Origin of the sequence: Plantactinospora sp. GCM10030261 (assembly GCF_042666615.1) — a bacterium.
In the GTDB taxonomy this organism is placed as follows: Bacteria; Actinomycetota; Actinomycetes; order Mycobacteriales; family Micromonosporaceae; genus KBS50.
On sequence record NZ_JBHTDD010000019.1, the window covers coordinates 44359 to 59720 of the forward strand.

Genomic DNA, 15362 nt, shown 5'->3' on the forward strand with positions numbered 1-15362 from the left:
GCGTGGCGCCGGGTGGTGGCGGTATCGCCACCACCCGGCGGTGGTGCGGGTGTCAGGACCAGCGCTCGGAACTCGTGTCGTTGTTCAACGCGGCGTTGATGATCAGTTGAGAGCCCTGGTAGCCAACGGCCAGACCACCGAAGCCGACCAGGTCGTAGTGCTTGGCCCAGCAGTTGTTGAACGTCTGGAACGACGAGATCCGCTGGTCGAACCCGTAGACGCCCCAGTCGCTGATCTCTCCGTCGACGTTTGTGGTGGGCGTCGTGCAGGCGCCGAAGCCATACACCCAGCGACTGCCGCCGCCCGGGTTCCACAGCGTCCAGTCGTACTCGATGCCATACAGCACCAGCGCGACCGCCGCTCGGGCGTCGGTCCGGGCCGCACCCGGGGAGAGGGCCGCCTCACCCTTGCCGGGGCCGAACCGCTCGCCGAGGCTCTCGGCGAACCGCTTGGCGTCCTCGAACGTCTCGAAGCAGCGCATCGTGCCCGGCTCCGACAGGTTGATCGCGCAGTGGTCGCCTGAGGCCGCCTGGGCCGGGCTGGCGACGGTCAGCGACGCGACGGCGGCCAGGCCGGCAGCGGCGGCGACGGCGAGCGTGCGGACCACGCGGGACATGGTCATGGACATGAGTGGTACTCCTTCACCACGGTGCGCCCGGGTTGGCGCACCCTCATGACCCGCAAGGACTGCCGTGGATACATCGATGTCTCTACGATCCGACAATGGAGCCACGCGACGAGGTGGCCGAACTGCGCGCGGCGCTGCACCGCGACCCGGGTCAGGTCGCCCAGGCCGCCGACCGGGTGGTGCGCCGGGCGCGGGACGCCGGTGATCCGGCCACGCTCAGCGCGGCGCTGGCCGTCCTCGGCCGGGCCCGCCGGGCGCTGGGCATGATGGAACTGGCCGAGACGGACCTGACCTCGGCGATCGAGGCGGCGACCGCCGCCGACGATCGGGAACTGGCCGCCGACGCGCACCTGGGCCTGGCCGGGGTGTACGCGTTCACCGGCCGCACCGCCGCGGCACTGGCCGCCCTGGACCAGGTGCACCGGCTCGGGTCGGCCCGCGTCCAGGCGTACGGCCAGTTGCAGCGGGCCGCCCTGGAACAGCGCATCGGGCACCCGTACGCGGCCCTGGCCGGCTACGAACAGGCGCTGCCGACGCTGCGTGACCTCGACGCTCGGGTCGACATCGCGCTGGTGCTGATGAACCGGGGCGTGATCCGCACCCAACTCGGTGACGGCGCCGCCGCGATCGCCGACCTGACCGAGGCGGGCCGGCTGTTCACCGCCGAGGGCAACGGCTACGGGCACGCGCAGACCGTGCACGGCCTCGGCTGGGCGTACGCCAACTCCGGTGACCTGCCGGCGGCGCTGCGGCACCTGGACGAGGCCGTCGACCGGTTCCGCGAGCTGGGCCACTCCGCGCCGGAGGTCGAGGTGGACCGGGCCGAGGTGCTGCTCGCCGCCGGGCTGTCCGGCCTGGCGGCCGAGGCGGCGCGGGACGTCGCGGAGCGGCTCGCCGCGGCCGGCAACCGGTGGCATGTGGCGCTGGCGTGGCTGGTGTGCGCCCGCGCGTACCTGCTCGACGGGGACCGGGCCACCGCCGCCGGCTACGCGTACCGGGCCCGGTCGATGTTCGCCGACCACGGCGCGACAGCCTGGGAACGCACGGCCCGGCTGGAACTCGTCCGCGCCGGCGACAGCGGCGACGTCGCCGAGTTGCGGGCCCTGGCCGCCGAGTTCGCCGCGGCCGGCAACGCCCGCGCCGCCGCGACGGCGCTGGCCCTGGCCGCCGTCGCGGCCGTCGAAGCCGGCGACATCGGGCTGGCCGGGGAGCTGTCCGAGGCGTGCGTGCGGCACGCCGCGCGGCTGGGGGTGTTCGAGGTACGCATGCAGGCCCGGTACGCGATGGCGGTCTGCACCGCGGCCGGTGGCGACGACACGTCGGCCGCCCGGCAGGTGCGGGCCGGGCTGGCCGACCTGCGCCGGCACCGGGCCACCATCGCCGCCCCGGACGCCCAGGCCGCCGTGGCGGTGCACGCCGACCAACTCGCCGCCCTCGGTCTGCGGCTGGCGATGCGGGACGGGTCGGCACCGGTGGTGCTGGACTGGATGGAGCGGATCCGGGCGGCCGGTGCGACCCGGCCCGCCGCCCGGCCGCCGGACGGTGACGGGGTGGCCGGCAGGGTCGCCGAGCTGCGGGCGACCGTGGCGCAGATCCGTGCGGCCGAGGCCGACGGCCGGGACACGGTCGACCTGCTGCACCGGCAGCGTGACCTGGAACGCGCCATCCAGCGGGCCCGGCTGCGGATGGCCGGCCCTCGACCGTCCACCGGCGGTCGGCGGCGCCCCGATCAACACGGTCACCGCCGTACCCCCGTCGGTGTCGACGCGCTGTCGGCGGCGCTGGCCGGCGGCACCCTCGTCGCGCTCGCCGAGATCGACGGCCGGCTGGTCGGCGTCGCCGTCACCGGCGGTCGGGCCGGTGCCCGGCTGGCCGACCTGGGACCCGGCCAGGCCGCCCGGGACGCCGCCGCGACCGGAATGTCGGCGTTGCGTTCACTGCTCGGCGCCACCGGCGGACCCGCCGGCCAGCCCACCGGCCGGTCCGTTGCCCGGTCCGCCGGCTCCGCCGCTGCCGTGTCCACCGGCCGGTCCGCTGCGGTGCCTACCGGCCGGTCCGCTGCCCTGCCCACCGGCCCCGCCGCTGCCGCGCCCGCCGGTGCCGGCCGGGCTGCCCGGCTCTACCGGCTCCGGCGCGCGGTCGGCGTACTCGACCGGATGCTGGCGCCGCTGCTCACCGGCGACGGACCGGTGGTGCTGGTGGTGCCCCCGGCGCTGCACGCCGCCGCCTGGCAGCTCCTTCCGTCGCTGGCCGGCCGACCCGTCGCGGTCGCGCCCTCGGCGACCTGGTGGCACGACGCTGTCACGGCCGGCAACCGCCCCCGGACAACCGGGGCCGGCCGGGGCCGGCCGGGTCCCGGCGGAGCCGACGTCGCGCTGGTGGTCGCCGGACCCGGACTGGCCACGGCCGACGCCGAGGCGGCGGCGGTGGCCCGCTGCCATCCCGGTGCGACAGTGCTCACCGGGCCCGCCGCCACCGGCGCCGCGACGATGACCGCCATGGCGGACGCCACGCTGGCCCACATCGCCTGCCACGGTCACATTCGCGACGACAACGCCCTGTGGTCGTCGCTGCTGCTGTTTGATGGGCCCCTGTACCTCTACGACCTGGAGCGGATCGGGCGGACACCACCGCTCGTCGTCCTCTCCGGCTGCGACACGGGAGTCGGGATGCGGGTCGGTGACCAACTGATCGGACTGTCCACGGTGCTGCTGCGGCACGGCACCCGGTCCCTCGTCGCGGCCCGCTGCCCGCTGCCCGACTCCACCGCCACCAGCGCCACGATGACCGCCCTGCACGAACACCTCGTCGCCGGCGCCACCCCCGCCGCGGCACTGGCCGAGGTGTCGGCCGGCTGGGACCGCGACGACCCCGGTGCGCTTGTCGCCGCCGCCCTGGGCTGCTTCGGCAGCGCCGGGCCCGGCAACGCCCGCATCGCCGGCGTCGGCGGCGCCGAACCGGGCCGCGCTGGATTCGGTAGCGCTGGCCTCGGCGATACTGGCTCCGGCGGCGCCCATCCGGGTCGCGGTTGACCCGGGGACGGCGGACTCCGATGACGACGGAACCCGCGGCGGACCTGTCCGACAGCGAACTGCTCGCCGCGCTCGGCCACAGCGGCTCCGACCATGCCTGGACGATCCTCGTCCACCGGCACACTCCCCGCATGTACGCCGTGGCCCGCTCGTTCGGCCTGGACCAGCAGACCGCCGAAGACCTCGTCCAGACAGCGTGGCTGCGCCTGCTCGACCGGGCCGACCAGCTCCGCGACCCGGGCGCGCTCGGCGCCTGGCTGTGCGTCATCGTCCGCAACGAGGCCCGGCGGCTGATCACCCGTCGACGGGAGATCCCGACGCTCACCCCGATCGAGGACCGCCCCGCACCGGGAGACGCACCCGACGGCGCCGCCGACGCGCGGCTGCTGCGCGACGAGCGGGACGTGATCCTGCGGCTGGCCTTCGCCACCCTCGGCCCCGAATGCCGGCAACTGCTCCGGCTGGTGCTGGCCGACCCGCCGCTGAGCTACGACGAGATCGCCGCCACCCTGGGCCGACCCCGCGGATCCCTCGGCCCCACCCGGCGACGCTGCCTCGATCAACTCCGCGCCCGGCTGCCGGCAGGATTCGAACCATGACCGACGTATCCCCGCGCCAGGTATCTCCGCGCCGCCGGCCGGGTCCTGCTGTCGACAGGTGCGGTCGCTGGCGACGTACGACCGAGGAGGTGGACCGATGAACGCGGAGGGTGACCAGCCGTCGGCGGCGCAGGCCCGCCTGCTGGACGCGCTCGGGCGGGCGTTGAGTCCCGATCCGCTGCCGGACGGTCTCGTCGACCGGGCCGTGCAGCTGCGCGTCCTGCGGGATCTGGATTCCGCGCTGGTGACCCTGCTGGAGCAGGTCACCGCGGAACCGGCCGGCATGCGGGGCGACGGCGACGACGCGCGGCGGGAGTTCGCCACCGGCGACGGCGCGGTGGCCCTGGAACTGGTGCCGGAGCCGGGACGGCTGGCCGGGCAGATCCTCGCCGGTGACCCGGTCGAGGTGATCCTCGAAAGCCGTGCGGGGACCCTCGCCTCGACCGGCGTCGACGAGCTGGGCCGGTTCGCGTTCGTCACCGGCAGCGGTGCCGGTGCTGCCGGCCCGGTCCGGTTGCGACTGCTCGGCGGGGCGACCACACCTGTCACCGACTGGTTCCTGATCTGATCGGAGACACGTGATGGCACGCCCCTCCCGGCGGCGCGACAACCGCCGCCGCACCCTGCTCGGCACGGGCATCCTGGTCCTGTCGGTGGTCCTCGCCCCCACCGCCTCGCCGGCCACCGCCGCACCGGCCGTCGCGGCACTGCCGGTCCCGCCGCCACCATCGGTGGCCGGCCCGGCGGGGCCGAAACCGACACCCCTGGCGGTGGCCGAGGCACTCGTCGCCGGATTCGGCGCGGGCGCCACCGTCGACAACAGCAGCGTCACCCGCTGCATGGACGCGCCCGCGATGCCGCTGGCCTACCGCACCGACCGGATCATCCTGCGACCCGCGCCGACGACCACCACCGCCACCGCGCTGGCCCAGGTCGCCGCCGCGCTGACCACCGAGATGGGCCCCGGCACGTTCACCATCGGTACGCCCGAAACCATCACCTGGGACCCGGCCGCCGACCCGGGCTCGGTAGCCGGCGCCGCACGCCTGCCGACTGGTGGTTCCGACGATCCCGGTCCCGACGGGCCGATCTGGCGCGTCGTCTCCGTACCGGTGCACGCCACCAACGGCGAGGCGGTGCCGGTCGTGAAAGTGGCCCGCCGGCTGCGTGCCGCCGGCCTGACCGCCTCACCGGACTACCTGCTCGGCTCCGGCAACGGACCGCTCGGGGTGTGGCCCAACGGCGCGCCGGCACCCACCGTCGGACCCGGGATCCCCCGAGCCGGGCTGGGCGGCGGCACCACCGTCGCCGTGTTCGACACCGGAGTGCCCGACGCCGGCCTGGCGACGCTGCCGTCGAACCTCACCCGGCTCACCGCCGCCGACACCGAACAGCCCGACCGCGACGGCGACGGGCTCGCCGACCTCTACTTCGCGATCCACCTGGTCGCCATCAGCGGCATGTTCGCCACCATCGCCCCCGACGCGACCGTCCTCGGCGTCCGGGTCACCGGCCCCACCGGCATCGCCACCGACTTCACCGCCGCCAAACGCATGTCCACCACCCTGCGCAACGCCAACGACCTCGACCGGTGGCCGCAGACCATCGTCAACTCGTTCGGCTCGCCGACCTGCGGCGCGTCCCCGACCGGAGGCGGCGACGACATGGTGCCGCTCGGCCTGGAGATGGTGGCCGAGGCCGTCGACCGGCACGAGCAGGCCGTCGTGGTGGCCGCCGCCGGCAACATGGGCAGCGACGTGCCGTTCTATCCGGCCGCGTTCCAGACCGAGTTCCCGGCCGTGATCAGCGTCGGGGCCCTGGACGCCACCACCGACCCGGACGGCGACCCGTGGACGTCGGCGTCACGCACCGCCACCCCCGCGTCGTTCTCCAACTTCGGGGAGACGGTCACCGCCTGGGCGCCCGGCGTGGCGCTGCCCACGTACCACGCCAACGGCCTGCGATTCGAACCCACCGGGCCGAAGATCCCGGGGTACGCGACGGTCAGCGGCACGTCGTTCGCCGCCCCCATCGTGGCCGCCGAGATCGTCGAACAGATCGCCCGCACCGGACAGACACCGCACCAGGCCTGGCAGGCCGTACGTGCCGCCGGCCGGCCCTGCTCGGCGGCGGTCGGCTCCGGGGTGGCGGTGGCCCTCCCCGCGATGACCGCCACGTCGACCACCCGGGCCGATCCGCTGCTGAAGACCGAATGCTGACAGGTGTTCGGGGCGGCCGGCTGGGACGGTGATACATCAGCCGGCCGCTCCGCGACGCTACCGACGCCGCCCCGTGCGGTCACTGGCTCGCGGACCCCCGCAGGGTTGCGCCTGCCCGCTCACCAGTGCGTGCCGGGGTGCGGCCCCTCGATGTCTCGGCTGCCGCGACCCGCGGCTCGGCGGGCGCCTTTCGTTCGGTCAACGTCAGCGCCACCACCGCGGCGAGTAGCACGGCCGAGCCGGCAGCGGCGGTCACCGTCAGCCGTTCGTGGAGCCACAGCACCGCGATGACGGCTGCGGTGACCGGCTCGATCAGCGCGATGACCGACGCGGTGGTCGCGCGCACGACGGCGAGCCCGGCAAAGAACAGGCTGTACGCCAGTGCGGTGGGTGCGATCCCGAGGTAGGCGAGCAGGCCCAGGACCTGACCGGCGTGACCCGAGGTGGGTAGTAGTCCTTCGAGCAGGGCCAGCGGGAACAGGCACACCATCCCGACGGCGAATCCGCCGAGTGCCATGAGCCGCGGGCCGCCGTCGGTGCCGTCGCGCCCCGTCCTGCGGTTGAGCACGGTCACGGCCGCGTAACCCGCGGCGGACAGCAGCGCACAGGCCAGCCCCAGCATGGGCGCCGATGCGGTGCTGGCACTCCCGCCACCAACCAGCAGGATCAGCCCGAGCAGCGCCGTCCCGACCGTTACCGCGCCGCCCCTGTCGAGGCGCTCGCCCATCGTGACCCGAGAGCCGAGGGCGATGAGGACCGGCCCGGCCCCGAGCGTTACCACGGTCGCCACGGCGAGCCCCGCGTATCCCACCGCGGCGAAGTACGCCGTCTGGTAGACGGCGAGCCCCAGCCCGGTGATCACTACCTGTCGCCACCGGTTTCGCCAGGGCGCGCATGCCGCGACTGGCCGCCGGCGGAACAGCAGGTGACCGGCGACGAGCAGCAGAACCCCGCCCGCGAATCGCCAGAAGGACACCGCGACTGGTCCCATGCCGCTGGTGTCGTAGAGAACGGCAGCTGCGGCACCACCGGTGCCCCAGGCCACCGCAGCCACAAAGATGTAGAGGATTCCCCGCCCCACGGGCAGGGATCTGTTCTTGTTCACGCGATTTCTCCGTTGTCGTCGCCGTCCGAGCCCGGGTACGACTGAAGAACCCGGGCTCGGACAGGCGTCGGAGCCGGGTCAGGGAACGACGTCGCTACCGGGTCGGTGGCGGCGGCGAGACAACGAAGAAGACCATCCGATCACCCTACGACGGCCGCCAACCCCATTTCGGCGGTGGTGTCGGAGCCGCCCGCGACGGCGTAGCGGCCAGAACGCCGCCGGGCGTCGTCGGTGGTGGAGAACGCGTCCTGGGGGTTCGGCGGACAGGGTGTGGGACATTTGGCGGTGAGCGGTGCGGATGAACCCCCCACCCAACGCCTCACCTTTCTCGCCGAGATCCGTCACAGTGCCACCGAACTCGGCGGCAGCTGGGGCTGGTCGGACCAGTTCGTCGTCCCGCCATGGACCGCCGACGAACGGGGATCGTGCTCTGATCGAGCCGGTGTTCGTCGCCGGCCGGTAGCGGCCGGATGTGCGCGGCCTGCAACACCGGGCGGATCCGGCCGCCGGTGATGGCACACCGCCGCTTGTACGCGTCGAGCACCACCGCTTGGAAGGCCCGCTGACCCAGCCGGTAGGGCGCCAGCCGCGGATCTCCGTACACCGGGCCGGGTCGGTGCCACGGCTGGCTGAGGTCCGCCTCGACGCGTGCCCCGAGCAGCCGGCTGAGCTGCAAGTCGAAGTATCCGCCGTACCGTCGGTGTGCCGCCGGCCGGCCCTGCTCGGCGGCGGTCGGCTCCGGAGTGGCGGTGGCCCTCACCGCGATGACCGCCACGTCGACCACCCGGGCCGATCCGCTGCTGAGGACCGAATGCTGACAGGTGTTCGGCGGCGGGCGGCGTTCGGGGCGGCCGCTGGTGGACACGGCACCGGCGCCGGTCACGCTTGGAGGAGTGTGAGGTCGTCGTCGGTCAGCCGAAGCTGGCCGGCGGCGACGTTCTGTTCCAGGTGTGCCAGGGAGCTGCGGAAGCGATCGACCAGCTCAATGGCCGCGGGGGAACCAGTTCCCGCACCGGTGCGCGCGAAGAGGCGCCGCCGGGATTCGACAAGGTGGCTGTGTTGTACCTGGAGCCCGACAGCCCGGAACCTGAGTTGGACGAGGCGGGGTTGGTGCGCTTTCTGCACCGGCGAGGTCGGCTGCCTCGGGTCGCCGAGGTGCTGTGCGCGGGCGGCGTCGCGCAGCTCACCGAGCTGGTTATTGTGAACGCGTCTGGAATACACCGATGGACCAGTGATCGATTGCGTGAGCTCAGTGATGCCTGCCCCTGACAGTCCGACCGGTGCCGTTCCGAACAACTGGAACGTCTACGACACGTTCGAAATGCTGTTCTGGGACGCCGACTTCCCGTGGCGCCTGGGCACCGAGCCGCTGCTCGCCTGGCAGGAGGTGCTGCTGGAGGCGGGGGAGCGGCACGGCGTCCTTCGCGTCGAACAGGTCGACACGGCCGGCTATGACCGGACCCGGGATGGGTTCATCGGCGGCTTCGTACGGCGCCACCCAGACCGGATCCCCGCCGCCGGCGACTGGCTCCCGCAAGGCTTCGTGCCCGACAAGTGGCCTCATGTGCGGACGGCGAGCCGCCTCTGCTACGGCACCGACACCGGAATCGAGGAGGGCTGGTTCGCCGACATGGCCGAGTTGGCGGCCAGGGTCGGCTTGCGCGACTATCCGGGACGTCCGCCGGTGACCCTGGTCACCGACGCTGGCGCCGGGCCCGAGGACGACCCCTCAGTGGTCGTCACCGTGGGATTGTCGACCGACATCTGGCTGCCCTGGAACCCGCCCGGCCACCGCCTCGGCAGCACCCCGCTCGACAACCGTCGCCTCGCCGCCTGCAACGCGCCGCGACTCAACGCGTTCCTCGCTGAGATCCGTCACAGCGCCATCGAACTCGGCGGCACCTGGGCATGGTCGGACAACTTCGTCACGCCGCCGTGGACCGCCGACGAACGGGGAATCGTGCTCTGATCACCCGGGCAGGCCGGTCCGAGGCTTCACATCCCGCTTGTGGTCGCCCACCTCCGACTACGTCGTCCGTGGAACACCTCGTTCGCCGCCCGGCGGCGGCAGACGCAGATCCGACGGGATGCCGCGGCCTCGCTGCCGTGGAGGGAATTCGGCTCAGGTTGGCTCCGTCAGTTCGAAACCCTCCTTGACGAGGACCTCGTTCGAATACCGCCGAACCTCGAAGTTGATCTCAGGGATCCGTGCCTTGCGGACGGGCTTACCGCCCTGGACGAACACCGCCAGCGCCCCAGACACGGCAAGCCGATGTCCCGGCTCCTCCACCACATCCCCAACCGCGGAGTTGATCTCATCCGTGGGGGCGCCTTCGTAGTAGCAGAACACCCCGTCCCAGTTGAAGTCGGTAAGCGACCGCAGCTGGGCGGTCTGCTTGGTCCTGCGCAGCTCGGAGATCTTGTCGTACAGGTCGGAGGTCGTGGCCACCGTGTCCCTCTCGGTGGATCCCGTGTCGGCGCAGCTGGCCGCCGCCAGCAGCACGACGGCGGCGAGAACAGTTACGGAAGTCAGTACTTTTCGGATCATGATGCGGCCTTCTCCGGTTGCGGGTGCCCGGGCAGCGTTGTGTCCTCCGGTTTCCCCGTCTCCTCGGCGGGCACCTGATCGCTGTACGCGAGATCGCCCTCGCCGTCGATCACCACGGTACGACCGCCGTCCACCGCCTCACGGACACGCCGCGCCAACTTACTCCTTGGTAAGGCGGCGTTCCAGTATGCATGGCGGAACGCGTCGTCCTGGTCGTCGTGCCGATCCGGGCTGGCGTATTGACTGTCAGCGACCTTGAACGCCTCGTCGTGCATGCCGCCGAGTGTTTACGACCCAGCAGGGTTGCACCGAGGGCGGGTGACGCACCTTGCTGCCCGCCTCCGCGGGTAGGGTCCGATGTCGTGGGACTCGAAGGCAGCGATCCGGCACTGCGTGAGCTGACCGACCGGGTGCGACGGTTCGCCGACGAGCGGGACTGGCAGCGGTTCCACACCCCGAAGAACCTCGCCATGGCGCTGGCCGGTGAGGTCGGTGAACTGCTCGCCGAGTTGCAGTGGCTCACCCCGGAGGAGTCAGCCGTCGTGATGGCCGACCGGGAGCGCGGGGCTCGCGTGTACGCCGAGATCGGCGACGTGATGATCTACCTGACCCGGCTGGCGGACGTCCTCGGCGTCGACCTGGTCGCCGCCGCCACCGACAAGTTGACCGACTCCGCCCGTCGCTATCCGGTCGAGCGTGCCCGCGGCTCCGCCGCCAAAATGCCGCCGACAGTCAACGCGCCGCCGACCGTCAACGCGCCGCCGACAGTCAACGCGCCGCCGACGGTCAACGCGCCGCCGACGGTCAACGCACCCCCGATCGCCGAGGCGCCGTCGACAGTCCAAGCGCCACGGAGCGACGATGCGGCCGCGCCCGAGGCCACCGAGGTGACCGCGCCCACGCCCGACAAGGCGCGGTCGAACGACGAGGCCCCGTGACGGCCGGTTGATCCAATCGCTACAGTGCTGGGAACCAAGCGGTCCGACGGGCTTCCGGTGTACGGATATGCCCCCCATCCGCACGATCATTTCGTGCTGCCCGGGGGCAATTGTCGATGTCGGCGTTCCGTACGTCCGCCACTGGTCTGCTGCGCCTCGCCACCGACGGCGTCCTGGCCGATCGGGTCGCCGAGCACCTGTGGGCGATGCGGCACGGCGTGAACCCGGCAGAGCGTCGCTCCTGGAAGGGCAGCCTGCCGGTGCTGGCCCAGGATCTCCTCGATGCCGGCTTGGGCGACGTCGAGGTGCTTGTGGAATACCAGCTTCCGTTGACCAGCCGCCGCATCGACGCGGTGCTCGCCGGGGTGGACCCGCGCACCGGCGACGACTCCTACCTGGTGGTGGAGCTGAAAGGGTGGTCGTACGCCACCGCGTACGAGGACTCGGACACCCTCGTCGCCGTCGAACACGCGCGCGGGCCGCGCCTGCATCCCGGCGTCCAGGTCGCCGACTACTGCGAGTACCTCACCGACTTCCTCGGCGCGCTCGGCCACCTGAAGACGACGCTGCGCGGTGCCGCGTACCTGCACAACGCCGTCGACCGCGACGTCACCGACCTGCTGGACCGGCCGGCCACCGAGCAGAGCCGGCTGTTCACCGGGCAGCGCCGTGGCCAGTGGCTCGACTACCTCCGCTCACGGTTCGCGCCGAAGTCCGGCGCCGGCGCCGCCGACCGGTTCCTCACCAGCCCGGTCCGGCCCAGCAAACACCTTCTCCGGTACGCCCAGCAGGAGCTGAGGGAACGGTCGCACTTCACCCTGCTGGACGAGCAGCATGTCGCGTACGAGATGGTGATGCACGCGATCGAGCGGGCCCGGACGGCCAATCGCCGGCGTGCGGTGATCGTGGCCGGCGGGCCGGGCAGCGGCAAGAGCGTCATCGCCTTGTCGGTGATGGGGGAGTTGGCCCGCCGTAACCGGCCGGTGCTGCATGCCACCGGCTCGCGGTCGTTCACCCAGACCATGCGCCGTTACGCCGGCCGCGGGTCCACCCGGATGCGGGACATGTTCAAGTACTTCAACAGCTTCATGGACGCCGATCCCCAGGACATCGAGGTGCTGCTCTGCGACGAGGCGCACCGGATCCGGGAGACGTCGGTCAACCGCTACACGACGAAGGCCAGGCGCGACCGGGCCCGGCCGCAGCTCGAGGAGCTGATCGCGGCCGCCCGGGTGCCGGTGTTCCTGCTCGACGAGCACCAGGTGGTCAAGCCGGGGGAGTTGGGCAACGTCGAGATCATCTCTGCGTACGCGGAGAGCCTGGGCCTCGATGTCGAGCTGGTGCCGCTGCACGACCAGTTCCGGTGCGGCGGCAGCGAGGCGTACGAGCAGTGGGTCCTCGACCTGCTCGGCCTCGACGGCGGCGAGCCTGTGGTGTGGGCCGGGGACGGCCGGTTCGACCTGCGGCTCGCCGAGTCACCCGAGCAGTTGGAAGCCTTCCTGCGCAGCCGGCAGCGGTCCGGTGTCGACGGCCGGGCGGGGCAGACGGCGCGGATGTCCGCCGGCTACTGCTGGCCGTGGAGCAAACCACGACCCGACGGCACCCTGGTGCCGGACGTGGTGGTCGGTGACTGGGCCCGGCCGTGGAACGTCAACAGTGACCGCAGCGTCGGCGACGCGCCGGGCAGTGCCTTCTGGGCCACCGACCCGAACGGCTTCGGTCAGGTGGGCTGCGTCTACACCGCGCAGGGCTTCGAATACGACTGGTCCGGCGTCATCATCGGCCCCGACCTGGTGGCCCGGGACGGCCGGCTGGTGACGCGGCGCGCCGAGTCGAAGGATCCGGCGTTCCGCAGCCGTAAGGCGGTTAGTGATGACGAGGCGGACCGGTTGATCCGCAACACCTACAAGGTGCTGCTGACCCGCGGCATGCGCGGCACCGCCATCGTTTCCACCGATCCGGAGACCCGCGACTTCCTGGCCCGGCTGGTGCGGCCGGAGCGTCCCGTGGAGACCCGGTACGAGGAACCGAACGACGGGTAGCGACAAACCTACACGTATCACTACAGTTGCCGTCAGTTTCGCGGAACGACGGGCTTCCCCGACTGAGGGACATGCCCCCACCGCACGAGTTTCTCGTGCCTCGGGGGCAGGTCATTGCGCGCGTTCCACACCACGCCGAAACGAATTCTGGAGCTGGAAGCAGCCGGAACCCTGGTCCGCGAGGTGGGGCGTCACCTTGTCGCGGCCGGATACCGCATAGATGACCGGGAACGACGGTCCTGGAGAAACAGCCTTCCCGAACTCGCGCGGCGCCTGTGCGCCCTCGGCTTCGGTGACCTCAGCGTCTTGACGGAGTACCGGCTGCCCCGCAGCGATCGGCGGGTGGACGCCATCGTCGCCGGCACTCATCCGAACGGTCGCGATGTCTATCTGGTGGTCGAACTCAAGCAATGGAGCGAGGCAACCTGGCTCGACAGGGAAGAGGACCTGGTAAGCGTTCCGTGGACGAAGGAGGCGCAGCTACACCCCGGTGCGCAGGTCGAGGCGTACTGCGCCTACCTGGAAGACATGGTGCGGGTCCTGCTGGAACGGCCGGATGCCGTGCACGGCCTGGTGTACATGCACAACGCGACCGCACCGGGGATCTGTCGGCGTTGGCCACGACCGAGGCCCAGGTGGGTCACCTACGTTCCGGGCGTAGGGGATTCAAACGGATGATCTACACGCCTGAGCAGAGCGAGCGGTTCGCCGCCTACCTCGACGGACGTTTCCTGCCGGCCAGCGGCCGGCCAGCGGCGGATCGACTGCTGAGAAGTGAGGTCCGAGCCAGTGAACACCTGTTGAGGTACGCGGCGGAAGAGCTGGGCAACCGTCGGCACTTCGTGCTGCTGGACCAACAGCGGACCGCCTTGGGGCTGGTGATGCGGGGCGTGCGGTGGGCGCGGCGGGGACGTCGCAAGAGGGTGGTCATCGTGTCCGGCGGTCCGGGCACCGGTAAGAGCGCCATCGCGCTGTCCCTGCTGGCGAAGCTGGCTGGGCAGGACGTCACCATCGCCCACGCCACCGGTTCCAGGGCATTCACCTCCACCCTGCGGCGATATGCACGCAGGGACCCACGCGACCCCCGGCAGCGGACAAACCCGCTGTTCAACTACTTCCGAGACTTCGCGAACGACCCACCGGACAGCATCGACGTGCTGATCTGCGACGAGGCACACCGGATCAGGACCCGGTCGGACCGCGGTGGTGTCTTCGGAAAGATTCCGCAGGTCGATGAGTTGATTAATGTTGCCAAGGTGGCGGTCTTCCTGCTCGACGGTCATCAGGCGTTGCGGTCGAACGAGGTCGGCACGGTAGAGGCCATTCACGATGCGGCACTGCGTCATGGTTGCGAGCCTGAGCTCATCACCTTGGGTGGACAGTTCCGCTGCGGGGGTAGCCCTCTGTTCGAATGGTGGGTTGACCGGCTTTTGGAGGTCGGCCCCGACGGTCCTGTCCGATGGGACGGCGATGACACCTTCCAGCTCAGGGTCGCGGACTCACCGGAGGAGATGGAACGGTTTCTCGCCCAACGCCGGTCCCTTGGTGAGTCGGCGCGTATAACGGCGGGCTTCTGCTGGGACTGGACCAGACAGACGAAGAACGGCCGACTCGTCGACGATGTCAGGATCGGGGACTGGTCGAAGCCGTGGAATGCCTACGCCACTCATCCGCCACGCGGGATACCGTCGAGCGCCTACTGGGCGACCGACCCGGGTGGATTCGGCCAGGTCGGCTGCGCGTACACCGCCCAGGGATTCGAGTACGACTGGGCCGGGGTAATCTTCGGCCAGGATCTTGTTCTACGCGGTGGGCGACTTGCCACCTACCCCGAGGCGTCCCGTGACCTGGACATCACCGGAGGGCCCGGAAAGCCGAGGCCAGCGAACCCGCACCGGCTGATCCGCAATGCCTACAAGGTGCTGCTCACCCGTGGACTCCGCGGGTGCCTGATCTACTCGGTCGATCCCGAGACCCAGGAGTTCCTCAAAGGTCTCGTCTCTGTTGCAGGCGATCGGGAGCGACCCGGACCGGCCGGTGCTCACCAACTCGGCAAGCAGACCGGCGCGGAGCGGGGACTATAACCATCCGTCGGGTGTACGCAGGACGTCCATTGTCAGATATCGGACGCGAGCTGCCCGACTTCATCAGCTCGTCGCGGATACGCAGGAAGAGGCAGGTGACGCTTCTTGTTGCCGGTCGACCGATCGCGCCCGCCGAACCGACAAATGCCCTTCCTCCGTACGGAGTC

At 71.5% G+C, this 15362-nt stretch carries 15 protein-coding genes; 10 read left to right on the top strand and 5 right to left on the bottom strand.

Annotation, left to right across the window (positions count from 1 at the left end; translation table 11 throughout):
* Positions 1–52 precede the first annotated feature (52 nt).
* The gene (locus ACFQUZ_RS21565) at positions 53–628 is read right to left on the bottom strand and encodes a hypothetical protein (RefSeq protein ID WP_377445118.1); all 576 of its coding nucleotides are present in this window, start codon (positions 626–628) and stop codon (positions 53–55) included.
* 95 nt (positions 629–723) lie between these two features.
* On the opposite strand from ACFQUZ_RS21565, the gene ACFQUZ_RS21570 reads away from it, so the two are divergent.
* The 4 genes from ACFQUZ_RS21570 to ACFQUZ_RS21585 all read left to right on the top strand — a co-directional run bounded on the left by ACFQUZ_RS21570 (position 724) and on the right by ACFQUZ_RS21585 (position 6478).
* Positions 724–3660, top strand: a complete 2937-nt coding sequence (locus ACFQUZ_RS21570) for a CHAT domain-containing protein (RefSeq protein WP_377445120.1) — start codon at positions 724–726, stop codon at positions 3658–3660.
* Positions 3661–3680: 20 nt separating this feature from the next.
* A complete protein-coding gene (locus ACFQUZ_RS21575; protein WP_377445123.1) occupies positions 3681–4259 on the top strand; it encodes an RNA polymerase sigma factor in 579 nt (192 codons plus the stop codon).
* Between the two features lie 97 nt (positions 4260–4356).
* Positions 4357–4827, top strand: a complete 471-nt coding sequence (locus ACFQUZ_RS21580; protein WP_377445124.1) for a hypothetical protein — start codon at positions 4357–4359, stop codon at positions 4825–4827.
* A gap of 13 nt (positions 4828–4840) precedes the next feature.
* Positions 4841–6478, top strand: coding sequence for a S8 family serine peptidase (locus ACFQUZ_RS21585; protein ID WP_377445127.1), 1638 nt, complete (start codon positions 4841–4843; stop codon positions 6476–6478).
* Positions 6479–6557: 79 nt separating this feature from the next.
* Here the strand turns inward: ACFQUZ_RS21585 and ACFQUZ_RS21590 are convergent, their stop codons facing one another.
* Positions 6558–7583 (bottom strand): DMT family transporter, encoded by a 1026-nt coding sequence (locus ACFQUZ_RS21590; protein ID WP_377445129.1) that lies wholly within the window; start codon positions 7581–7583, stop codon positions 6558–6560.
* 319 nt (positions 7584–7902) lie between these two features.
* Entirely contained in the window at positions 7903–8466 is a 564-nt protein-coding gene (locus ACFQUZ_RS21595) for a hypothetical protein (protein ID WP_377445131.1), read from the bottom strand.
* Positions 8467–8468: 2 nt separating this feature from the next.
* Here ACFQUZ_RS21595 and ACFQUZ_RS21600 point away from each other — a divergent pair, with 2 nt between their 5' ends.
* Both ACFQUZ_RS21600 and ACFQUZ_RS21605 read left to right on the top strand, forming a co-directional pair.
* The gene (locus ACFQUZ_RS21600; RefSeq protein WP_377445133.1) at positions 8469–8852 is read left to right on the top strand and encodes a hypothetical protein; all 384 of its coding nucleotides are present in this window, start codon (positions 8469–8471) and stop codon (positions 8850–8852) included.
* Positions 8839–9552: a hypothetical protein gene (locus ACFQUZ_RS21605; RefSeq protein ID WP_377445136.1), complete on the top strand. Its 714-nt coding sequence runs from the start codon at positions 8839–8841 to the stop codon at positions 9550–9552. Before ACFQUZ_RS21600 ends, ACFQUZ_RS21605 begins: the two co-directional genes overlap by 14 nt.
* 153 nt (positions 9553–9705) lie before the next feature.
* On the opposite strand, the gene ACFQUZ_RS21610 is transcribed toward ACFQUZ_RS21605, so the two are convergent.
* Together ACFQUZ_RS21610 and ACFQUZ_RS21615 are read right to left on the bottom strand one after the other, a co-directional pair.
* The gene (locus tag ACFQUZ_RS21610; protein WP_377445137.1) at positions 9706–10131 is read right to left on the bottom strand and encodes a hypothetical protein; all 426 of its coding nucleotides are present in this window, start codon (positions 10129–10131) and stop codon (positions 9706–9708) included.
* Positions 10128–10406, bottom strand: a complete 279-nt coding sequence (locus ACFQUZ_RS21615) for a DUF6973 domain-containing protein (protein WP_377445139.1) — start codon at positions 10404–10406, stop codon at positions 10128–10130. Before ACFQUZ_RS21615 ends, ACFQUZ_RS21610 begins: the two co-directional genes overlap by 4 nt.
* An 87-nt stretch (positions 10407–10493) precedes the next feature.
* Between ACFQUZ_RS21615 and ACFQUZ_RS21620 the strand changes: the two genes are divergently transcribed.
* From ACFQUZ_RS21620 to ACFQUZ_RS21635, 4 genes are all read left to right on the top strand, one after another.
* Positions 10494–11069, top strand: coding sequence for a MazG-like family protein (locus ACFQUZ_RS21620; RefSeq protein ID WP_377445141.1), 576 nt, complete (start codon positions 10494–10496; stop codon positions 11067–11069).
* A gap of 116 nt (positions 11070–11185) precedes the next feature.
* Positions 11186–13111 carry a DNA/RNA helicase domain-containing protein gene (locus ACFQUZ_RS21625; RefSeq protein ID WP_377445144.1) on the top strand — a complete coding sequence of 642 codons (1926 nt, stop codon included), beginning with the start codon at positions 11186–11188 and terminating at the stop codon, positions 13109–13111.
* 114 nt (positions 13112–13225) lie between these two features.
* Positions 13226–13789, top strand: a complete 564-nt coding sequence (locus ACFQUZ_RS21630; RefSeq protein WP_377445147.1) for a hypothetical protein — start codon at positions 13226–13228, stop codon at positions 13787–13789.
* Positions 13786–15195, top strand: a complete 1410-nt coding sequence (locus ACFQUZ_RS21635) for a DNA/RNA helicase domain-containing protein (protein WP_377445149.1) — start codon at positions 13786–13788, stop codon at positions 15193–15195. Before ACFQUZ_RS21630 ends, ACFQUZ_RS21635 begins: the two co-directional genes overlap by 4 nt.
* Positions 15196–15362 lie beyond the last annotated feature (167 nt).

What these genes read in the sequence shown, in the direction of transcription:
- ACFQUZ_RS21625 (WP_377445144.1), top strand. Translation starts at nt 11,186, where the DNA reads ATGTCGGCGTTCCGTACGTCCGCCACTGGTCTGCTGCGCCTCGCCACC.
- ACFQUZ_RS21615 (WP_377445139.1), bottom strand. Translation starts at nt 10,406, where the DNA reads ATGCACGACGAGGCGTTCAAGGTCGCTGACAGTCAATACGCCAGCCCG.
- ACFQUZ_RS21580 (WP_377445124.1), top strand. Translation starts at nt 4,357, where the DNA reads ATGAACGCGGAGGGTGACCAGCCGTCGGCGGCGCAGGCCCGCCTGCTG.
- ACFQUZ_RS21610 (WP_377445137.1), bottom strand. Translation starts at nt 10,131, where the DNA reads ATGATCCGAAAAGTACTGACTTCCGTAACTGTTCTCGCCGCCGTCGTG.
- ACFQUZ_RS21635 (WP_377445149.1), top strand. Translation starts at nt 13,786, where the DNA reads ATGATCTACACGCCTGAGCAGAGCGAGCGGTTCGCCGCCTACCTCGAC.
- ACFQUZ_RS21570 (WP_377445120.1), top strand. Translation starts at nt 724, where the DNA reads ATGGAGCCACGCGACGAGGTGGCCGAACTGCGCGCGGCGCTGCACCGC.
- ACFQUZ_RS21605 (WP_377445136.1), top strand. Translation starts at nt 8,839, where the DNA reads ATGCCTGCCCCTGACAGTCCGACCGGTGCCGTTCCGAACAACTGGAAC.
- ACFQUZ_RS21575 (WP_377445123.1), top strand. Translation starts at nt 3,681, where the DNA reads ATGACGACGGAACCCGCGGCGGACCTGTCCGACAGCGAACTGCTCGCC.
- ACFQUZ_RS21565 (WP_377445118.1), bottom strand. Translation starts at nt 628, where the DNA reads ATGTCCATGACCATGTCCCGCGTGGTCCGCACGCTCGCCGTCGCCGCC.
- ACFQUZ_RS21585 (WP_377445127.1), top strand. Translation starts at nt 4,841, where the DNA reads ATGGCACGCCCCTCCCGGCGGCGCGACAACCGCCGCCGCACCCTGCTC.